The organism is Hephaestia caeni (assembly GCF_003550065.1).
Classification (GTDB): domain Bacteria; phylum Pseudomonadota; class Alphaproteobacteria; order Sphingomonadales; family Sphingomonadaceae; genus Sphingomonas; species Sphingomonas caeni_A.
Window position 1 is genome coordinate 716,766 of record NZ_QXDC01000004.1, and the last position, 17,109, is coordinate 733,874.

Annotated in this window: 22 protein-coding genes; 12 read left to right on the top strand and 10 right to left on the bottom strand. The window is 67.9% G+C overall.

All coding sequences use genetic code 11. The annotated features are described in order from the left end of the window. Window positions 1-60 precede the first annotated feature (60 nt). The 3 genes from DFR49_RS17960 to DFR49_RS22430 all read left to right on the top strand — a co-directional run bounded on the left by DFR49_RS17960 (window position 61) and on the right by DFR49_RS22430 (window position 1,194). Window positions 61-510, top strand: a complete 450-nt coding sequence (locus DFR49_RS17960; RefSeq protein ID WP_119037029.1) for a copper chaperone PCu(A)C — start codon at window positions 61-63, stop codon at window positions 508-510. A gap of 4 nt (window positions 511-514) precedes the next feature. Beyond that, entirely contained in the window at window positions 515-970 is a 456-nt protein-coding gene (locus tag DFR49_RS17965; protein WP_119037030.1) for a vgr related protein, read from the top strand. 89 nt (window positions 971-1,059) lie between these two features. Further along, window positions 1,060-1,194, top strand: coding sequence for a hypothetical protein (locus tag DFR49_RS22430; protein WP_281271796.1), 135 nt, complete (start codon window positions 1,060-1,062; stop codon window positions 1,192-1,194). 168 nt (window positions 1,195-1,362) lie between these two features. Here the strand turns inward: DFR49_RS22430 and DFR49_RS17970 are convergent, their stop codons facing one another. After that, on the bottom strand, window positions 1,363-2,178 hold the full coding sequence (locus DFR49_RS17970; RefSeq protein ID WP_119037031.1) for an LD-carboxypeptidase: 816 nt from the start codon (window positions 2,176-2,178) through the stop codon (window positions 1,363-1,365). 46 nt (window positions 2,179-2,224) lie between these two features. On the opposite strand from DFR49_RS17970, the gene DFR49_RS17975 reads away from it, so the two are divergent. Both DFR49_RS17975 and DFR49_RS17980 read left to right on the top strand, forming a co-directional pair. Beyond that, entirely contained in the window at window positions 2,225-3,616 is a 1,392-nt protein-coding gene (locus tag DFR49_RS17975; RefSeq protein WP_119037032.1) for a UDP-N-acetylmuramate--L-alanine ligase, read from the top strand. A 74-nt stretch (window positions 3,617-3,690) separates the two neighbouring features. Next, window positions 3,691-4,023, top strand: coding sequence for a hypothetical protein (locus DFR49_RS17980; RefSeq protein WP_119037033.1), 333 nt, complete (start codon window positions 3,691-3,693; stop codon window positions 4,021-4,023). 228 nt (window positions 4,024-4,251) lie between these two features. Here the strand turns inward: DFR49_RS17980 and DFR49_RS17985 are convergent, their stop codons facing one another. Further along, entirely contained in the window at window positions 4,252-4,623 is a 372-nt protein-coding gene (locus tag DFR49_RS17985; protein WP_119037034.1) for a hypothetical protein, read from the bottom strand. Between the two features lie 174 nt (window positions 4,624-4,797). Here DFR49_RS17985 and DFR49_RS17990 point away from each other — a divergent pair, with 174 nt between their 5' ends. Next, window positions 4,798-5,802, top strand: a complete 1,005-nt coding sequence (locus DFR49_RS17990; protein ID WP_119037299.1) for an adenosine kinase — start codon at window positions 4,798-4,800, stop codon at window positions 5,800-5,802. Between the two features lie 177 nt (window positions 5,803-5,979). Here the strand turns inward: DFR49_RS17990 and DFR49_RS17995 are convergent, their stop codons facing one another. The 5 genes from DFR49_RS17995 to DFR49_RS18015 form a co-directional block, all read right to left on the bottom strand. After that, a complete protein-coding gene (locus DFR49_RS17995; protein ID WP_425454960.1) occupies window positions 5,980-7,539 on the bottom strand; it encodes an amino acid permease in 1,560 nt (519 codons plus the stop codon). Window positions 7,540-7,632: 93 nt separating this feature from the next. After that, entirely contained in the window at window positions 7,633-8,010 is a 378-nt protein-coding gene (locus tag DFR49_RS18000; protein ID WP_119037036.1) for a histidine triad nucleotide-binding protein, read from the bottom strand. Between the two features lie 2 nt (window positions 8,011-8,012). Continuing rightward, window positions 8,013-8,333 (bottom strand): phosphoribosyl-ATP diphosphatase, encoded by a 321-nt coding sequence (locus DFR49_RS18005; protein WP_119037037.1) that lies wholly within the window; start codon window positions 8,331-8,333, stop codon window positions 8,013-8,015. A gap of 31 nt (window positions 8,334-8,364) precedes the next feature. Continuing rightward, window positions 8,365-8,559 (bottom strand): hypothetical protein, encoded by a 195-nt coding sequence (locus DFR49_RS18010; RefSeq protein ID WP_119037038.1) that lies wholly within the window; start codon window positions 8,557-8,559, stop codon window positions 8,365-8,367. 46 nt (window positions 8,560-8,605) lie between these two features. Then, entirely contained in the window at window positions 8,606-9,166 is a 561-nt protein-coding gene (locus DFR49_RS18015) for a CAP domain-containing protein (protein WP_119037039.1), read from the bottom strand. A gap of 27 nt (window positions 9,167-9,193) precedes the next feature. On the opposite strand from DFR49_RS18015, the gene hemW reads away from it, so the two are divergent. Beyond that, the gene (gene hemW / locus DFR49_RS18020; protein ID WP_119037040.1) at window positions 9,194-10,348 is read left to right on the top strand and encodes a radical SAM family heme chaperone HemW; all 1,155 of its coding nucleotides are present in this window, start codon (window positions 9,194-9,196) and stop codon (window positions 10,346-10,348) included. Window positions 10,349-10,701: 353 nt separating this feature from the next. Further along, window positions 10,702-11,472: an SDR family oxidoreductase gene (locus DFR49_RS18025; RefSeq protein WP_119037041.1), complete on the top strand. Its 771-nt coding sequence runs from the start codon at window positions 10,702-10,704 to the stop codon at window positions 11,470-11,472. Window positions 11,473-11,490: 18 nt separating this feature from the next. Here DFR49_RS18025 and DFR49_RS18030 read toward each other — a convergent pair whose 3' ends face one another. Further along, window positions 11,491-12,678 carry a penicillin-binding protein activator gene (locus DFR49_RS18030; protein ID WP_119037042.1) on the bottom strand — a complete coding sequence of 396 codons (1,188 nt, stop codon included), beginning with the start codon at window positions 12,676-12,678 and terminating at the stop codon, window positions 11,491-11,493. A 13-nt stretch (window positions 12,679-12,691) separates the two neighbouring features. On the opposite strand from DFR49_RS18030, the gene rsmI reads away from it, so the two are divergent. Genes rsmI through DFR49_RS18050 form a run of 4 tightly spaced genes read left to right on the top strand, consistent with a single transcriptional unit; the run spans window position 12,692 to window position 15,511 of the window. Then, a complete protein-coding gene (gene rsmI, locus DFR49_RS18035; protein WP_119037043.1) occupies window positions 12,692-13,525 on the top strand; it encodes a 16S rRNA (cytidine(1402)-2'-O)-methyltransferase in 834 nt (277 codons plus the stop codon). Then, on the top strand, window positions 13,522-13,887 hold the full coding sequence (locus DFR49_RS18040; protein ID WP_119037044.1) for a YraN family protein: 366 nt from the start codon (window positions 13,522-13,524) through the stop codon (window positions 13,885-13,887). The genes rsmI and DFR49_RS18040 overlap by 4 nt, the downstream gene beginning before the upstream one ends. 49 nt (window positions 13,888-13,936) lie before the next feature. Then, window positions 13,937-14,908: a glutathione synthase gene (gshB, locus tag DFR49_RS18045; RefSeq protein ID WP_119037045.1), complete on the top strand. Its 972-nt coding sequence runs from the start codon at window positions 13,937-13,939 to the stop codon at window positions 14,906-14,908. Window positions 14,909-14,911: 3 nt separating this feature from the next. Further along, a complete protein-coding gene (locus DFR49_RS18050) occupies window positions 14,912-15,511 on the top strand; it encodes a DedA family protein (protein WP_119037046.1) in 600 nt (199 codons plus the stop codon). Here the strand turns inward: DFR49_RS18050 and DFR49_RS18055 are convergent. Continuing rightward, on the bottom strand, window positions 15,508-16,392 hold the full coding sequence (locus tag DFR49_RS18055; RefSeq protein ID WP_119037047.1) for a tyrosine recombinase XerC: 885 nt from the start codon (window positions 16,390-16,392) through the stop codon (window positions 15,508-15,510). The two genes, DFR49_RS18050 and DFR49_RS18055, sit on opposite strands and share 4 nt — an antisense overlap. A gap of 3 nt (window positions 16,393-16,395) precedes the next feature. Continuing rightward, complete coding sequence (gene fsa, locus DFR49_RS18060) at window positions 16,396-17,049, bottom strand: fructose-6-phosphate aldolase (protein ID WP_119037048.1); 654 nt, start codon at window positions 17,047-17,049, stop codon at window positions 16,396-16,398. Window positions 17,050-17,109: the final 60 nt, after the last annotated feature.

Below are 17,109 nucleotides of genomic sequence, written 5' to 3' on the forward strand. Positions count from 1 at the left end.
TGCCGCAAGATTGCCGTGGCCGTAGAATGCGCCTGTCCCGAAGCTGTACGAAGAGACCCGGTGTTCAAACCCATCGCGATCGCGCTTGCCGCCGCCGCCGCACTATCAGGGTGCCAGACGCAGGACGACATCGTCGTCAGCGATGCCTGGGTGCGGTTGCCCGCGGTGGCGGGGCGGCCCGCCGCGGCCTATTTCACCATCCACGGCTATTCGAAGGATTCGGCGCTGATCGACGTCGCGGACCCGGTGTCGATCCGCACCGAGATGCACGAGACGATGACCCACGGCAGCATGTCGAGCATGGCGCCGATCGAAACGGTGCCGCTGCCCGCCAAATCGACCGTCGTCTTCGCGCCCGGCGGCAAGCATGTGATGCTGTTCGGCGTCAATCCGTCGGTCAAGCCCGGCGCGACGATCCCGCTGACGCTGACCTTCACGGGTTTCCCACGGATCGAGGTCGATGCCGTCGTCGTCGCCGCGGGCGACCCCGCGCCGTTCAAGGACAAGTGAGCCGTTGACCGCACGGCCGCTCACCAGCGGCGAGGTCGCGCTTGCCCGCCACGTGTTCGGCGATGCGATCGATTATGCCCGCGCGACGATCGCGCGGAGCAAATGGGCGTTCTTCCAGCCGCGCCGCGTGGTGATGGCGCCGCGTGGCTGCATCCATTTCCACCCCACGGGCACACTCTATCGCGACGATTTCGCCGATGCGGCGCTCACCGACCAGGGGTTGTTCATCCACGAGATGACGCATATCTGGCAGCACCAGAAGGGAATTTTCCTGCCGATCGCGCGGCATCCTTTCTGCCGCTACGGCTATGCGCTCCATCCGGGCTGGCCGCTCGCGCGCTACGGGATCGAGCAGCAAGCCGAAATCGTCCGCCACGCCTTCCTGCTGCGCGCCGGGGCGCGGGTGGCGGGAGCGCCGTCGATCGACCAGTATGAGAGCGTGCTGCCGTTTCGCGGGTGAGGCATGATCGGCGGATCGACTCGGCAGGAACAGCCCCGTGCCCACCTGCGAAATGTCCGACCGCGAAATGCCCGACCGCGAACCGCGCCTTGTGGCGATCGTCCCGTGCAACGATCTCGACGCCGCCGAAGGCGTGGTGGAACCGGCTCGGCTTCCGGCGCCCGCCCGATCCCGACGGGCTGCTGGTGCGGATCGGCTGGCCGAGCCGATTGGTTGAAGGGTAATCGGGCCGTTCGCGCCCAATTGCCGTCATGCCAGCGAAGGCTGGCATCCATGACTCGATCCGCAAACGAACGGGCTGCCTTACTGGAGAGATAGACCCCAGCCTTCGCTGGGGTGACGAAAACGGGGGCGTCTGTTTCCCACCAATCCCGGCGTTTCCGGCTCGCAGCCTAAACCACCCCGAACGGCACCACATGGTTGTCCGCGTCATGGCCGATCGCCGCCCTCCCGAGATACGGCACGCCCATCTCGCCGCACCAGCGGGTGATCATCTGTTCGGGCGTTTCGGCGAAGGGGGGATCGTTTTCCTGCACGTCGCGGATCGCGCCGAGGCGGATGCCGGCGATACCCCGAAGCTGGGTGGCGTGCGCGAGCTGGAACAGCATCCGATCGATCCGGTAGAGCGGCTCCGACACTTCCTCGATCATCAGCACGTGATCGGTGAGATCGGGAAGCCAGGGCGTGCCGATCATGCTGGTAAGGATCGCGAGGTTGAAGGCGGCGGCGGGGCGGCGGCCGAGGCTGGGTTCGAGCCCCTTGCGATCGTGCGCGGTGAGCCAGGCGAGGCTACGCGTCACCGTCACGTCACCGCCGGTGCGGTCGATATCGATCGGCATCGGCCCGTGCGCCGGCCGCCCGATCCGGCGGGCGTAGAGCGCGCCGAGGAGGAAGCCGGTATCCGAATAGCCGAGATACGCCTTGGCGTACGCCGCCGGGCCGAGCGCATCCATCACGCGCGTCAGGATGCGGTTCGAGCCGTAGCCGCCGCGACCGAACCAGAGTGCGTCGATCGCGGGATCGTTGGCCATTTCGAGGAAGGCGGCGGCGCGCTGATCGTCGGTGCCCGCGAAATGCCCCGACGACAGGAAGCATTGCGGGTGGAAGACGAGGTCCACCTCGGGAAAGGCGATCGCGGCGAACGCGGCCGTGCGCGCCGCGATCGCCCGATCCAGCTCGCGCGCAGGGGCGATGATCCCGATCCGCATGACGCCTCCTTGCTCCCGATCCCGAAACCGTCGATAGCGCGCAGCGATGAGCGACGGCAAATCCTACTTCTTCGTCGGCATCGGCGGCAGCGGCATGATGCCGCTCGCGATGATCCTGGCCGCGCGCGGCGCCGAGGTGGCGGGATCGGATCGCGCGCTCGACGCAGGCCGCGTGCCTGCCAAGTTCGACGCGCTCGCCGCGCGCGGGATCGCGCTGTTCCCGCAGGACGGCAGCGGCATCACCTCGGCACGCCAGATCGTCGTCGCGTCGGCCGCCGTCGAGGACACAGTGCCCGACATGATCGCCGCCGCGCGGGTGGGCGCGACACGCCTGCGCCGCGCCGAGCTGCTCGCGTCGCTGTTCAACGCCGCGATGCTGCCGATCGGGGTCGCGGGCACGAGCGGCAAATCGACCGTTACCGGGATGATCGGCTGGATCCTGCACGAGACCGGCCGCGACCCCACGGTGATGAACGGCGCGGTGATGACCAATTTCGTGAGCGCCGACGCACCGTTCGCGAGCGCGCTGGTCGGCGAGGGCGATGCCTTCGTCAGCGAGGTCGACGAGAGCGACGGCTCGATCGCGCTCTACCGCCCGCAGATCGCGGTGCTCAACAATGTCAGCCTCGATCACAAGAGCCTCGACGAACTGCGCGTGCTGTTCGGCGACTTCATCGGCCATGCCGGGCGCGCCGTGATCAACATGGACAATGACGAAGGCGCCGCGCTGGCGGCCGCCTTGCCGCCCGAACGGCGGCTGACGGTGGCCATCGACGGCGATGCCGATCTGATCGCGACACACCTCGATCCACGGCCTTTCGGGATCGATTTCGATCTGGTCGAGCGCGGCGAGGCCCCCATCCGCGTGGCGCTCCAGGTGCCGGGGCGCCACAATGTATCGAACGCGCTCGCCGCGATCGGGGCGGTGCGCGCGGCGGGGGTGCCGCTTACCAACGCCGCCGCCGCGATCGCCGGCTTCACCGGGCTCAAGCGACGGATGGAACGGATCGGCACGGCGAATGGCGTCACCGTAATCGACGATTTCGGGCACAATCCCGACAAGATCGCCGCCACGCTCGATACGCTCCACGCCTTTCCCGGCCGGCTGCTGATCCTGTTCCAGCCGCACGGCTACGGGCCGCTCAAGGTGATGCGGCACGCGCTGGTCGCGAGCCTTGCCGCGCGGCTCGCGCCCGAGGATGTGCTCGTGCTGCCCGATCCGGTCTATCAGGGCGGCACCGTGACCCGCGAGGTGACGAGCGCGGACATCGTCGCCGATCTTACCGCCGAAGGCGCGACCGCGCTCCACATCGCCGACCGCGAGGCCGCGGCCGCGCATCTCGTGGCCGAAGCGAAACCCGGCGACCGCATCGTCGTGATGGGCGCGCGCGACGACACGCTGGGCGTGCTCGCCCGGTCGATGCTCGACCGCCTCTGACCGCACCCGGCGGAACGCACGCCGGCGTTGCCCGTTCATCCGGCGAAAGGACTGGCCGCGAAAGGACGGGCATCATGAATTTCAAGCGGATCGGCATCGGGCTGGGTAGCCTGGCGGGCGCGGCGCTGGCGGTGGTGGGCGGCGCGCTGCTCTACGACGTCGCGGCGCGCAAGGCGACGCGGCGACGCGAGGGCCATCCGGCGCCCGATCTCGCCGAGGACGCGCCGCATCCCGGCCCCGGCGATCGCGCGCCGGAGGCGTTCCGCCCCGACCCCACCGCACCCGTATTCGGCGCCGAACGCGAGGCGCTGGCGCCCGCGACAATGCCGGTATCCGGGCCAGTATCGGGAGGACGCGGAATCGACAGGCGAAACGAGGTCGCCCCCGCCAATGTTGATCGGCCTTAGAGTCGAATGACTTTAGGTTGATCCGTTCGCCCTGAGCTTGTCGAAGGGCCGTTCTGCGATGGGCTCGTTAATCGCTTGCGGCACGAAGTACGGTGCTTCGACAAGCTCAGCACGAACGGTTTGGGGAGCGGTTCGACTTAAGGGCATCAGGCTCTAGGTTTCTTCCACTGACGTGGGAGCGGGTCGGTGCCGCCTCTGTTTCAGTATAACTGAAACAGACCACAGAGCCTATTTCCCGCCGCCGCGCCGGGTGAGCGCGGCGACGCAGCTCGCGCGGTCGATCGGGGTGCCGTCGCGCTGGCGGGCATCGACATAGGTGACGCGGGGTTCGGCGCCTTTTTCGGGATAGAGATAGGCGTCGAGCACGCAGATCGGCCCCTGAAACTGGAGCTTGCGGGCAGCGCCTTCGCGAAAATCGGCATCGGGCTTGCCGAACAGCGCCGTGAGCCCCGCCGCATTCTGCCCCATCACGCGTTCGAGCCCGACGATGCCCACCGGCATCGCCACCCGCCCGGGCGCGAGGCGCACAGGAGGCGCGACCGCCGTCGTACAACCGGCGAGCAATGCCGATCCCGCCAGGCCGGCCAACAGGTTCCTCATGCGATCACCACAAGGTTTCCTGCCGCGCGCGCAGCCCGAGCGCAAGCGGGACAGGCGCGAGGCCGCCACGGCTCGTCCGGCGCGGGCCGGTTGCGTTGGTCGAAGCGGCGCTTTACGGCACCGCCCAATCGCCCGCACACGGGCCGACAAGTATCGATCTTCATGGAGAATTGCGTGACCAACCCCGCCTATGACGTCGTCGCGATCGGCAATGCGATCGTCGACATCCTCGCCACCACCGACGACGCCTTCATCGCCGAGGAAGGCATGACCAAGGGCTCGATGCAGCTCATGTTCTCCCCCCAGGAAGCCGACGCGCTCTACGCCAAGATGGGGCCGGGCCAGGAAGTGAGCGGCGGCTCGGCGGCGAATACCGTGGCGGGGATCGCCGCGCTGGGCGGCCGATGCGGTTTCATCGGCCAGGTTGCCGACGACGAACTGGGGCGCATCTTCAAGCACGATATCAACAATGCCGGCATCACGTTCGATACCGTGGTGCGCCCCGGCGAGCCGACCACCGCGCGCTGCCTGATCTTCGTCACCCCCGATGGCCAGCGGACGATGAACACCTTTCTCGGCGCGTCGCAATTCCTGCCCGAAGGCGCGCTCGACCGCGATCTGATCGCGGCCGGTGCGATCCTTTATCTCGAAGGCTATCTGTGGGATCCGGAAGAACCGCGCCGGGCAATGCGCACCGCGATCGAGATCGCGCGCGAGGCCGGGCGCAAGGTCGCCTTCACGCTCAGCGACGTGTTCTGCATCTCGCGCCACGGCGGCGATTTCCGCACGCTGATCGCCGACGGGCTGATCGATATCCTGTTCGCCAACGAAAACGAGCTGATTGCGCTGGCCGAAGTCGACGATTTCGAGACGGCGGTGGCGGCGATCGCGCCGCAGGTGCCGGTGCTGGTCGCAACGCGCAGCGAGCAGGGCGCGATCGCGGTTGCAAACGGCACCCGCGCGGAAGTTCCCGCCGAGCCGATCGACGCAGTGGTCGACACCACCGGCGCGGGCGATCTGTTCGCGGCGGGCTTCCTCCACGGCCAGGCGCAGGGCCATGGTCTCGAAAAGTCGCTCCGGCTCGGCGCAATCTGCGCCGCCGAGATCATCTCGCACTATGGCGCGCGGCCGCAGAGCGACATGAAGGCGCTGATCGCCGAAAAGCTCGGCCAGGCTTGATTTATTTGCGTAGGAGCGGCACCGGCCTGCTCCCCCACCCCACCTCCCATTCAGTATACTGCCGTTGGGAGGCGGGGTGGGGGAGCAGGCCGGTGCCGCGATCAGACGAACGCAATCAAACGAAAAAGGGCCGCGGGAGACGATCCCGCGGCCCTTTTTTAGGCGAACGGCGCGGCGTTACACACCCGGCGTCAGCGGCTCCTCGTCGTCCATCGGCACGACTTCGACAATGCCCCGCGCGAGCTGGCTCTTGCGGTAACCATAAGCGAAATAGACGAACAGCCCGATCACGCCCCAGATCGGCAGCACCAGCATCGCCGCCGCCGGCAGGTTGAAGAACAGGAAGACGCAGCCCGCGACCGTCAGCGGCGCGACCACCCAGATGAACGGCGTACGGAACGAGCGCGGCCGATCCGCCTGGGTCTTGCGCAGCACCAGCACCGCGATCGCGACCATCATGAACGCATAGAGCGTCCCCGCATTGGCGATGTCGGCAAGCTGACCCACCGGCAGGAACGCCGCCGCCACGGCCACCAGCGACCCGGTGATCGCCGTCACGACATAGGGCGTCTTCCACTTGGGATGGATTTTCGACAGCCCCTCGGGCAGCAGCCCGTCGCGGCTCATCACGAAGAAGATGCGCGTCTGCCCGAACAGCAGGATCAGGATCACCGAGGGCAGTGCGAAATTGGCCGCGACGCCGATCATGTTGCCCACGCCCGACCAGCCGATCATACGCAGCACGTGCGCCAGCGCCTCGTTCGAGCAGACCAGCGCCTCGGCATATTGCGGCAGCGCGCACTGGCGCGCCAGTTCTTCCGACCCGGCGGGGAAGGGAATCCCGTTCGGCCCCATGATCGGCTGGCCGCCGATCGTGCCGATCGCGCCCGCCGCCACGAGAATGTAGAAGACGGTGCAGAACAGCAGCGAGCCGATCAGCCCGATCGGCACGTTGCGTTGCGGGTTCTTGGTTTCCTCGGCGGCCGTCGAGACCGCGTCGAAGCCGACATAGGCGAAGAAGATCGTCGCCGCCGCGCCGACCGCGCCGACGCCGGTGCCGAACCCGCCGAACACGCCCGCGGGCAGGAACGGGTTGAAGCGTTCGACATCGAAATCGCTCGACGGCAAGGTAAGCGCGACGAACGCCGTGAGCGCGGCGACCTTGATCAGCACCAGCACGGCATTGACGCGCGCCGATTCGGTGGTGCCGATCATCAGCAGCCAGGTGATCAGCAGTGCGATCGCCACCGCCGGCAGGTTGATGAACCCGCCCGGCGCCCCGCCCAGCGCCAGCGGCGCCGCGGCGAGCCAGGGGGGTAACTGGATGCCCAGGAACTGGTTGAGGATCGTGCCCGAAAAATAGCCGGACCACCCCACCGACACCGCGCTGGCCGCGACGGCATATTCGAGGATCAACGCCCAGCCGACCGTCCAGGCGAGAAACTCGCCCATCGTCGTGTAGGTATAAGTGTAGGCGGAACCCGCGACCGGGACCATCGCGGCGATTTCGGCATAGCAGAGCGCCGCGACGATACAGATCGCCCCGGCGATCGCGAACGCCAGCATCAGGCCCGGCCCGGCCTTCTGCGCGCCGGCGGCGGTCAGCACGAAAATGCCCGTGCCGATCACGCAGCCGATGCCGAACAGCATGAGCTGGAACCAGCCGAGCGTGCGATGAAGTGATTTCTTTTCAGCGGTCGCAAGGATCGCATCGAGTGGCTTTACGCGCCAATCCATATAGATCATCCCCCCGGGAGGCGCGGCGTGTCGAGCCGCCGCGGATTGTGAATTGCGCGCGAACCTAGTGGCAAATGTGCCCCGCGCAAACCCCTACCGCGCGAGCATCGGGCCGAGTGGAGCGCCGGCAAAAATATGGACATGGAGGTGGGGCACCTCCTGGTTGCTGTCCGGCCCGGTATTGGCGAGCAGGCGATAACCCGGCGCGACCAGCCCCGCCGCGCGCGCGACCTTGCCGACAGCGCGAACGAAGCCGGCGATCTCCTCGTCGGATGCCCGATCCGAAAAATCGTCCCATGACACATAGGCGCCTTTGGGGATTACGAGGATGTGGGTCGGCGCCTGCGGGTTGATATCGTGGAACGCCAGCGCGTGCGCGTCTTCGTAGACCTTGCTCGACGGAATCTCGCCACGCAGGATCTTCGCGAAGATGTTCTGATCGTCATAAGGCTGTGTCGCGTCGATGGGCATGGTCACTCCTTTCGCTGCGCCTTTTCCTCGAGCCCCGAGAGCCCCTCGCGCCGTGCAAGCTCCGCACGCACGTCGTCGAGCGACAGCCCGGCGTCGGCGAGCAGGACGAGCAGGTGAAAAACGAGATCGGCGGCCTCGGGCACGATCGCGGACGGATCGCTGCCGACCGCGGCGATCACGGTTTCGACCGCTTCCTCACCCAGTTTCTGCGCGATCTTGGCGCGGCCCCTGGTGAAAAGCCGGGCGACATAGGAGGCGTCGGGGTCACCGCCCCGGCGCGATCGGATCAGCGCTTCGAGCGCGTCGAGCTGGTCGGAAGCCATGCGCGCTGGCTGGCGCAGGACGCGGCCAAGGTCAATCCTCGCGATGCTTGTCGAAACGACGGCGCATCGCGCGGCGGGCGAGGAACAGGCCGGCGGCGGCCATCGCGACCAACGCGACGTCGGAGGGTTCGGGCGCGGTGCGTTCCTTGACCACGCCCGAATGCGGCGGCGGATCGGCGGCAGCCGCCGGGGCGGCCAACAACAGCAAGGGAAGAAGCGCGCGCATCGGCGACGCGTATAGGCGTGGCCGGGTTAACGCCCGCCAAAAACCCTCAATAGGCCCGTTCGCCGACGACGTTGCCGGGCGGATCGTAGCGGCAGACGAGAACATCGTCGCGCGCGTTGCTCGCAAGCGCGCAACCCATTCTTTGCGTGCCGCGCCAGACGATCTGCGCGTAATGCACCGCGTCGCGATAATCGCCGGTGGTGCTGAAATCGGGGGTCACGCCGTTGGTGAAGAAGCGTTTCTCGTCCACCCAATGCGCGACCATCTCGTCATAGCCGTATGCGTCGCGCGTTCCCGTCCACAGGTTTTCGCCCTCGCGGCCCGGCCCCTGGGGCTGATCGGCATGTTCGAACCGGCCGGTGCGCGCGAGTTCACGGGCGTAGGCGCGGGCATGGTCGGCGAGCGTCGCATCCCAGGCCAGCGGCGGCACGCCCGCGCGGGTGCGCGCGGCGTTCTGGTCGTTGAGCATCGTGGTGCGCAACAGAGCATCGCCGCGTACGGCCGCGCTCGCGTCGGGGCGCGGCTCGACCACGCGTTGCGGGCCATCGGGGGCACAGGCCGCGATCAGAAGCAACGCCAGCATCGCCTTCACACGCTTTCCTTTCATCCTCCCCACCGCCATATCCCCCGCGCCATGAACGCCAGCCCAACGCCCGATCTCGCCTTATACGTCCATTGGCCGTTCTGCGTCTCCAAATGCCCCTATTGCGATTTCAACAGCCATGTCCGCGATTCGGTCGATCAGGCGCTGTGGCGCCGGGGCTTGCTGGCCGACCTCGCGCATGAGGCACAGCAGGCCGAAGGGCGGCTGGGATCGATCTTCTTCGGCGGCGGCACGCCCTCGCTGATGCCGCCCGAAACGGTGGCGGCGGTGCTCAATGCTGCCGAACGCGCGTGGGGATTCGCGCCCGATATCGAGATCACGCTCGAGGCCAATCCGTCGTCGGTCGAGGCCGCGCGCTTCGCCGATATCGCGGCGGCGGGGGTCAACCGCGTGTCGCTGGGGTTGCAGGCGCTCGACGACGATGCGTTGCGTTTTCTGGGCCGCGCGCACGACGTCGCCGAGGGGCTGGGCGCGCTCGCCACCGCGCAGGCCGCGTTCGGGCGGGTCTCGTTCGACCTGATCTATGCGCGGCCGGGCCAGAGCCTCGCCGCGTGGCAGGCCGAACTGACCCGCGCGCTCGGCTTCGGCACCGAGCATCTGTCGCTCTACCAGCTCACGATCGAGCCCGGCACGCGCTTCGCGACCGAGGCCGCGGCGGGGCGGCTGACGATCCCCGATGCCGACGCCGCCGCCGATCTGTTCGAGGCGACGCGCAGCATGACCGCCGCTGCGGGGCTGCCCGCCTACGAAATTTCGAACCACGCGCGGCCGGGTGCCGAGAGCCGGCACAACCTGACCTATTGGCGCTACGGCGATTATCTGGGCGTCGGCCCCGGCGCGCACGGGCGGCGCGGCGGCTGTGCGACCTTTCGGCGGCGCAAGCCCGAAAACTGGCTCGCCGCACTGGCACGCAACGGCCACGGCATCGAAAGCGAGGAGCCGCTCGCCCCGCGCACCCGCGCGATCGAGGCGCTGCTGATGGGATTGCGACTCGATGAAGGCGTCGATCTCGCGCGCATCGCCACGCTGGGCGGCACGACCCCCGAGGTGCTGATCGATGCGCGCGCGGTGGAACGGCTCGCCCGCGAGGGGCTGGTCGAGCGTACCGGCGAGCAGTTGCGCGTAACCGGCGCCGGGATGCTGCTGCTCGACGCGATCCTGCCGGCGATCGTGGTGACCGATTGACCGACCCGAAATTTTGGCGCGAGCGCCTTTCATGAAGCGCGGCAACACCTAGGGTCAGGACCCATTGATTGCGCGGTCGTGACGGAGGCGGGAAAGATGGCGCGAGAAGGCGCGAGTGCGGTCCATAGCAGCGCTATGGACCAATCGAGCAACGCCGTCGCAGCGCTTTCCCGCCCCGCCCTTCGGGTGTCACCATGCAGGCCCGTGGCAGCGTCGACGCGTCTCGGCGGGGCAAAAACCCGCCTTCGACGCTTGTCCTCGCCACGAACCTGCATGGCGACATCACGATCCTCGCAATCAATGGGTCCTGACCCTAGATCGCCCCTGCACCATCTTTCGGCAGGAGCACCTCCATGAAGCAGACCGGCAACACTATCCTCGTCACCGGCGGCGGATCGGGCATCGGCGAAGCGCTCGCGCGGCGTTTCCACGACCTCGGTAACAAGGTGATCGTCGCGGGCAGGCGGCGGGAGGCGCTCGATCGCGCGATCGCGGGGCGCGAGAACATGGTGGCGATGACGCTCGACATCGGCGATGCGAACGCGATCGAGGATGTCGCGCGGTGCGCGATCGCCGAGCATCCCGATCTCAACGTCCTGATCAACAACGCCGGCATCATGCGGTTCGAAAGGCTCGAGCGTCGCGGTGATCTCACCGATGCCGAAGCGACGATCACCACCAACCTGCTCGGCCCGATCCGGTTGACCAACGCGTTGATCGATCACTTGTCGGCGCAGCCCGACGCAGCGATCGTCAACGTCACCTCGGGGCTTGCCTTCGTGCCGCTGCTGACGACGCCGACCTACAACGCCACCAAGGCCGCGATCCATTCGTACACCGTGGCGATGCGCGCGCTGCTGAAGGGCAAGATCGAGGTGATCGAACTCGCGCCGCCGGCGGTGCAGACCGGCCTCACCCCCGGCCAGGCGACGCGGCCGGGCTATCAGCCGCTCGACGCCTTCGCCGACGAGGTGATGGCGCTGTTCGCGCAAAGCCCGACGCCGAGCGAGATCCTGGTCGAGCGCGTGCGTTTCCTGCGCGATGCGGAGGCCGAGCACCGTTTCGACGAAACGCTGCTCCAGCTCAACCAGTTCGCGCAGGCCGCTCGCGACGGCACCGCCTGATCGATTACGTCGATACCGCTACTTGCCGAAGCCCTTCGGCGCCGGCGACACCGTGACGGTCTGGCCGCCGCGAATCTCCTGCACCTCGAGCGCGCGCTGGGCAACGCCGTCGCGGCCGAAGCGGAACGCGCCGTCGATCCCCGAAAAACCGCTATCGTCGCGCAGCCGAGGCTCGGGGAAGGCGGTGCCCGGCTTCCAGTCGCGCGCGAGCCGCACCGTCAGCAGCACAACATCGTAGCCGAGCGTCGACAGCCGATACGGCGCCTTGCCGAACCGCGCCCGGTATTTCGCCGCATATTGGCGATAGAGGCCGTTCGGCACGCTCGCGAACCAGGCGCCGTCAAGCGACGATTTGGACGCCAGCGACGATTCGGTGTTCCACAATTCGGTGCCGAGGATGCGCTCGCTGCCGCCGCTCTTGCGGATCAGCGGCGCGGCGGTCGCCGCGGTCTCGCCGGTGTCGGCGATCAGCACCGCGCCATAGGGGCCGTTGTCAGCGATGCGCGCGATCGCGCCCGACAGCGCGCCCTTGGAACGGCCGTAGGTTTCGAGGCTCACGACCTCCCCGCCGGCATTCTCCACCGCGCGCAGGAACGCGGTCGAGGCGCGCTGGCCGTAGAGGCCGAGCGGGATCAGCCCGGCATATTGGGTCACGCCGCGCTGATGCGCGTAATCGACGACGCGATCGATCGACTGCGCGGGCGAATAGCCGAGCACATAGGTGCCGCCGCCTGCGACCGAGACGTCGTTGGAGAAGGTGATGACCGGCACACCGGCGTTGCGCGCGATCGGCGACACCGCTTTGACGTCTTCCGACAAGAGCGGGCCGATGATCAGCTTGTTGCCATCGGCCAGCGCCTGGCGCGCGGCGACGGCAGCGCCCTTGCTGGTGTCGTAATTGGTGATTCGCACGCGCTGGCTCTGCGAATCGAGCAGCGCCATCATCGTCGCGTTGGCGATCGATTGCCCGACCCCGGCATTGGTGCCCGCGAGCGGCACGAGCAGCGCGACGCGGTTACGCTCGGTATCGGTCGGGATGCCCTGTTCGACCGGCGGCCGCGTTTCGGGCGGCGGCGCAGTGGTCTCGACCGGCGGCGGCCCCTTGGGCACAAGCGTCTGACAACCCGCCAGAAAAGCGGTGGCGACGATCGCCAGCGTCTTCAGGAGCGAACGGCCCCGTTGCGGTTCGACCATCGCCTCTGCCATGACTGCTCCTCACATGAACGCATTACTTTCCCCCGGCCTCTATATCGTCGCAACCCCGATCGGCAATCTCGGCGACCTTTCGCCGCGCGCTGTGGAGATTTTGTCGCACGCCGATGTGATCGCGGTCGAAGACAGCCGCGTGACCGCCAAACTGCTCCACCATATCGGCGTCAAGCGGCCGATGATCCCCTATCACGATCACAATGCCGATGGGATGCGGCCGGGGCTGGTGGCGCGGATGGGCACCGAGGCGGTGGCGCTGGTTTCCGACGCGGGCACGCCGCTGATCTCCGATCCGGGCTATAAGCTGGTGCGCGACGCGCGCGCTGCGGGGCACTCGATCGTGACGATCCCCGGCCCGTGCGCGGCGATCGCGGCGCTGACGCTGTCGGCGCTGCCCACCGATCGGTTCCTGTTCGCGGGCTTCCTGCCGCCCAAGGAGAAAGCGCGCGCCGACGCGATCGCGGAGGTGGCGGGCATCCGCGCGACGCTGGTATTCTACGAATCGGGGCCGCGATTGGGCGCGATGCTGGCTGCGCTTGCCGCAGGGCTGGGCAATCGCGACGCGGCGGTGGCGCGCGAAATCACCAAGCGCTTCGAGGAAGCGGTGACGGGGCCGCTCGAAACACTTGCCGCGCGCTACGCCGTGGCGCCGCCCAGGGGCGAAATCGTCGTCATCGTCGCGCCGCCGGGCGAGGCCCCGCCGCCCAGCACCGAGGATGCCGAAGCAGCGCTCGCCGAGGCGCTGACCCGCCTGCCCACCTCCAAAGCCGCGGGCGAAGTCGCCAAGCGCCTCGGGCTCGATCGCAAGGCGCTCTACGCACGGGCGCTGGAGATGAAGCAATGACGCGTGTGGCCGACGCCCGCCGCGCCGCCGAAGCTGCCGGCCGGCGCGGCGAGCGGCTGGCGGCGTGGTGGCTGCGGCTCAAGGGCTGGCGCATCCTCGACACCCGCGTGCGGACGCCGGCGGGCGAGGTCGATCTGGTGGCGAAACGCGGCAACCTCGTCGCCTTCGTCGAGGTCAAGATGCGCAAATCGGCCGCCGACCTTGATATCGCGATCGACGAGCGGCGGTTGGCGCGGGTTGCGGCGGCGGCCGAAGTGCTGATGCCGCGCTACGCCACAAACGGCGAGGATATCCGCGTCGACGTGATCCTGCTCGCGCCGGCCACGCGCCCGCGCCACATCGAGAATGCCTGGATCGGGTGACTTCTCGGGCGTCCGCCCCTACATGCCCGACGCACCAGAGGAGACCCCAATGCCGCTTCGCGTCGCCGTCCAGATGGATCCGCTCGACAAGATCAACATCGCCGGCGATTCGAGCTTCGCGCTCATGCTGACCGCGCAGGCGCGCGGCCATGCGGTCTATCATTACGCGCCCGAAGACCTCAATTATGCCGACGGCCATGTCTGGACGCAGGCGCATCCGGTGACGGTGCAGCGCGTCGCGGGCGATCATTTCAGCTTCGGCGATCCTGTGCGACTCGATCTCGGCGACGAAGCCGATGTCGTGCTGATGCGGCAGGATCCGCCGTTCGACCTCGGCTATATCACCGCGACCCACCTGCTCGAGCGGATCAGCGACAGGACGCTGGTGGTCAACGATCCCGCCAACGTGCGCAACGCGCCCGAAAAGGTGTTCGTGCTCGATTTCCCCCAGTTCATGCCGCCGACGCTGGTGACGCGCAGCCTCGAGGAGACGCGCGCCTTCCTTGCCGAGCACGGCGAGATCATCGTCAAGCCGCTCCACGGCAATGGCGGCAAGGCGATCTTCAAGGTGGGACGCGACGGCGCCAACCTCTCGTCGCTGATCGAGGTGTTCAACACCGCCTATCGCGAGCCGCACATGATCCAGGCGTTCCTCCCCGAAGTGGCGCAAGGCGACAAGCGCATCGTGCTCGTCGACGGCGAGGTGGCGGGGGCCGTCAACCGGCTGCCGGGCGCGGGCGAGATCCGCTCCAACCTCGCGGTCGGCGGTTCCGCGGCCAAGGCCGGGCTGACGCCGCGCGAGCAGGAAATCTGCGCCGCGCTCGCCCCCGAACTCAAGCGCCGCGGGCTGCTGTTCGTCGGCATCGACGTGATCGGCGGCGAATGGCTGACCGAAATCAACGTTACCTCGCCCACCGGCATCGTCGCGATCGACACCTTCAACGGCACCGATACGTCGGCCATGATCTGGGACGCGATCGAGCGCCGGATCTCGGCACGGCAGCGCGCAGCACAGGGCTGATCCATGACCGAGCTTATCCTGCGGATCATCACCGCGGGCGGCTATTGGGGCATCGCGGCCCTGATGGCGCTCGAAAACATCTTTCCGCCGGTCCCGTCCGAAGTCATCATGGGCTTTGGCGGGATCGCGGTGGCGCATGGCGAGATGCGCTTCTGGCCGCTGCTCGTGGCGGGCACGATCGGATCGGTGATCGGCAATTACTGCTGGTTTCTCGCCGGACAGAAGCTCGGCTATCGGCGCTTGAAGCCGCTGATCGATCGCTGGGGGCGCTGGCTGACGATCGACTGGGAGGACATGGAGCGGCTGGAACGCTTCTTCACCGCGCATGGCGGCAAGACGGTGCTGCTGTTCCGCATCGTCCCCACTTTTCGCACGATGATCTCGCTGCCTGCCGGGTTGATGCATATGCCAACCGCCAAGTTCCTCGCGATGACCGCGGTCGGCTCGGCGGTGTGGAATTGCGTGCTGATCGCGGCGGGCTATTGGCTGGGGCATAATTTCAGCCAGCTCGAACATTATACCGGGCCGGTGACGATCGGCATCATCGTGCTTGCGGTCGGCTGGTACATCTATCGCGTCGCGACGTGGAAGCGGCGGGGCTAAGCCCGCGGATGCGCGTTGCGATAGACGTCCATCAGATGCGCGGCATCGACCGCGGTGTAGATCTGGGTCGAGCTGAGGCTGGCATGGCCGAGCAATTCCTGGAGCGCGCGCAGATCGGCGCCCCGGCCCAGCAGGTGGGTCGCGAAACTGTGGCGCAGCGCATGCGGCGTGGTGCGATCGGACAGGCCCAGCGTGTGCCGCGCGTGTTGCACCGCCCGGCGCACGATCGTGGGCGCGAGCGGCCCGCCCTTGGCACCGCGGAAGAGCGGGGCATCGCGCGGCAGCGGCCACGGGCATAATGTCGCATAGGCATCGATCGCCGCGCGGACGGGGGGCAGCAGCGGCACGATCCGCGTCTTGTCGCGCTTGCCGGTGACGGGAATCGTCTCGCCCAGCGGGAGTACCGACGCCGACAGCCCGACCGCCTCGCCGATCCGCAACCCTGCGCCATAGAGCAGCAGCAGCACCGCCCAATCGCGCGCACCGATCCACGGCTCGGCGGCATTTTCCGCTACCTCCTCGGCCAGCGCGACCGCCTCATCAGGCGAGATCGGGCGCGGCACGCCCTTCTTGACGCGCGGCCCCTTGAGGCGCGGCGTCGCCCCCTCCCCGGTTGCGAAGGCGAGGAAGCCGCGCACCGCCGACAGCTCGCGTGCCGCCGAGGCATTGCCGAGCCCCTGCCCGCGCCGGTGCGCGAGAAAGGCGCGCAGGTCCGCCGCCGATACTCTGGCGAGATCGGGGCGGCCGACTGGCCCGCCCCAATGTTGCGTCAGAAAGGCGAGCAGGCGCTCGGCGGTCGCCTGATAGGCGCGCACCGTATGCGCCGACCGCCGCCGATCGCGCGCGAGGTGCTGGCCGAATTCCCCCGCGAGCGTCGTCATGGCTTAGCCGATCGTCTGCCCCGTCTTCGCCCAATCGGCGAGGAAGCCCTCGATCCCCTTGTCGGTCAGCGGGTGCTTGACGAGCTGGCGGATCACGGCGGGCGGCGCGGTCATCACGTCCGCCCCGATCTTCGCCGATTCGAGGACATGGATCGGGTGGCGCACGCTGGCCACGAGGATTTCGGTGTCGAAGGCGTAATTGTCGTAGATCAGGCGGATGTCGGCGATGAGTTGCATCCCATCGAAGCCGTTGTCGTCGTGCCGGCCGACGAAGGGCGAAATGAAGCTCGCGCCCGCCTTGGCCGCGAGCAGCGCCTGATTGGCCGAGAAGCAGAGCGTGACGTTGACCATCGTGCCGTCGTCGGTGAGCGCCTTGCAGGTCTTCAGGCCGTCGATCGTGAGCGGCACCTTGATCGCGACATTGTCGGCGATCTTGCGCAGGATCTCGGCCTCTTTCATCATCGTTTCATGGTCGAGCGCGACGACCTCCGCCGAGACCGGCCCCGAGGTGATCGAGCAGATTTCCGCAACGACCTCGAGAAACTTGCGGCCCGATTTGTGGATCAGCGACGGATTGGTGGTGACGCCGTCGACCAGCCCCGATTCGGCCAGGTCGCGAATCTCGGCGGTGTCGGCGGTATCGACGAAGAACTTCATGTGCGTGGCCCCTGATCTGAAAAAACGTGGCGCGCCCGGCGCGGCGCCGACCTGCTTTCG

Excerpts from the sequence above, each read along its gene's own strand:
- DFR49_RS17970 (WP_119037031.1), bottom strand. The coding sequence starts at position 2,178 with ATGCGGATCGGGATCATCGCCCCTGCGCGCGAGCTGGATCGGGCGATC.
- DFR49_RS17975 (WP_119037032.1), top strand. The coding sequence starts at position 2,225 with ATGAGCGACGGCAAATCCTACTTCTTCGTCGGCATCGGCGGCAGCGGC.
- DFR49_RS17980 (WP_119037033.1), top strand. The coding sequence starts at position 3,691 with ATGAATTTCAAGCGGATCGGCATCGGGCTGGGTAGCCTGGCGGGCGCG.
- DFR49_RS17985 (WP_119037034.1), bottom strand. The coding sequence starts at position 4,623 with ATGAGGAACCTGTTGGCCGGCCTGGCGGGATCGGCATTGCTCGCCGGT.
- DFR49_RS17995 (WP_425454960.1), bottom strand. The coding sequence starts at position 7,539 with ATGGATTGGCGCGTAAAGCCACTCGATGCGATCCTTGCGACCGCTGAA.
- DFR49_RS18000 (WP_119037036.1), bottom strand. The coding sequence starts at position 8,010 with ATGCCCATCGACGCGACACAGCCTTATGACGATCAGAACATCTTCGCG.
- DFR49_RS18005 (WP_119037037.1), bottom strand. The coding sequence starts at position 8,333 with ATGGCTTCCGACCAGCTCGACGCGCTCGAAGCGCTGATCCGATCGCGC.
- DFR49_RS18010 (WP_119037038.1), bottom strand. The coding sequence starts at position 8,559 with ATGCGCGCGCTTCTTCCCTTGCTGTTGTTGGCCGCCCCGGCGGCTGCC.
- DFR49_RS18015 (WP_119037039.1), bottom strand. The coding sequence starts at position 9,166 with ATGAAAGGAAAGCGTGTGAAGGCGATGCTGGCGTTGCTTCTGATCGCG.
- hemW (WP_119037040.1), top strand. The coding sequence starts at position 9,194 with ATGAACGCCAGCCCAACGCCCGATCTCGCCTTATACGTCCATTGGCCG.
- DFR49_RS18025 (WP_119037041.1), top strand. The coding sequence starts at position 10,702 with ATGAAGCAGACCGGCAACACTATCCTCGTCACCGGCGGCGGATCGGGC.
- DFR49_RS18030 (WP_119037042.1), bottom strand. The coding sequence starts at position 12,678 with ATGGCAGAGGCGATGGTCGAACCGCAACGGGGCCGTTCGCTCCTGAAG.
- rsmI (WP_119037043.1), top strand. The coding sequence starts at position 12,692 with ATGAACGCATTACTTTCCCCCGGCCTCTATATCGTCGCAACCCCGATC.
- DFR49_RS18040 (WP_119037044.1), top strand. The coding sequence starts at position 13,522 with ATGACGCGTGTGGCCGACGCCCGCCGCGCCGCCGAAGCTGCCGGCCGG.
- gshB (WP_119037045.1), top strand. The coding sequence starts at position 13,937 with ATGCCGCTTCGCGTCGCCGTCCAGATGGATCCGCTCGACAAGATCAAC.
- DFR49_RS18050 (WP_119037046.1), top strand. The coding sequence starts at position 14,912 with ATGACCGAGCTTATCCTGCGGATCATCACCGCGGGCGGCTATTGGGGC.
- DFR49_RS18055 (WP_119037047.1), bottom strand. The coding sequence starts at position 16,392 with ATGACGACGCTCGCGGGGGAATTCGGCCAGCACCTCGCGCGCGATCGG.
- fsa (WP_119037048.1), bottom strand. The coding sequence starts at position 17,049 with ATGAAGTTCTTCGTCGATACCGCCGACACCGCCGAGATTCGCGACCTG.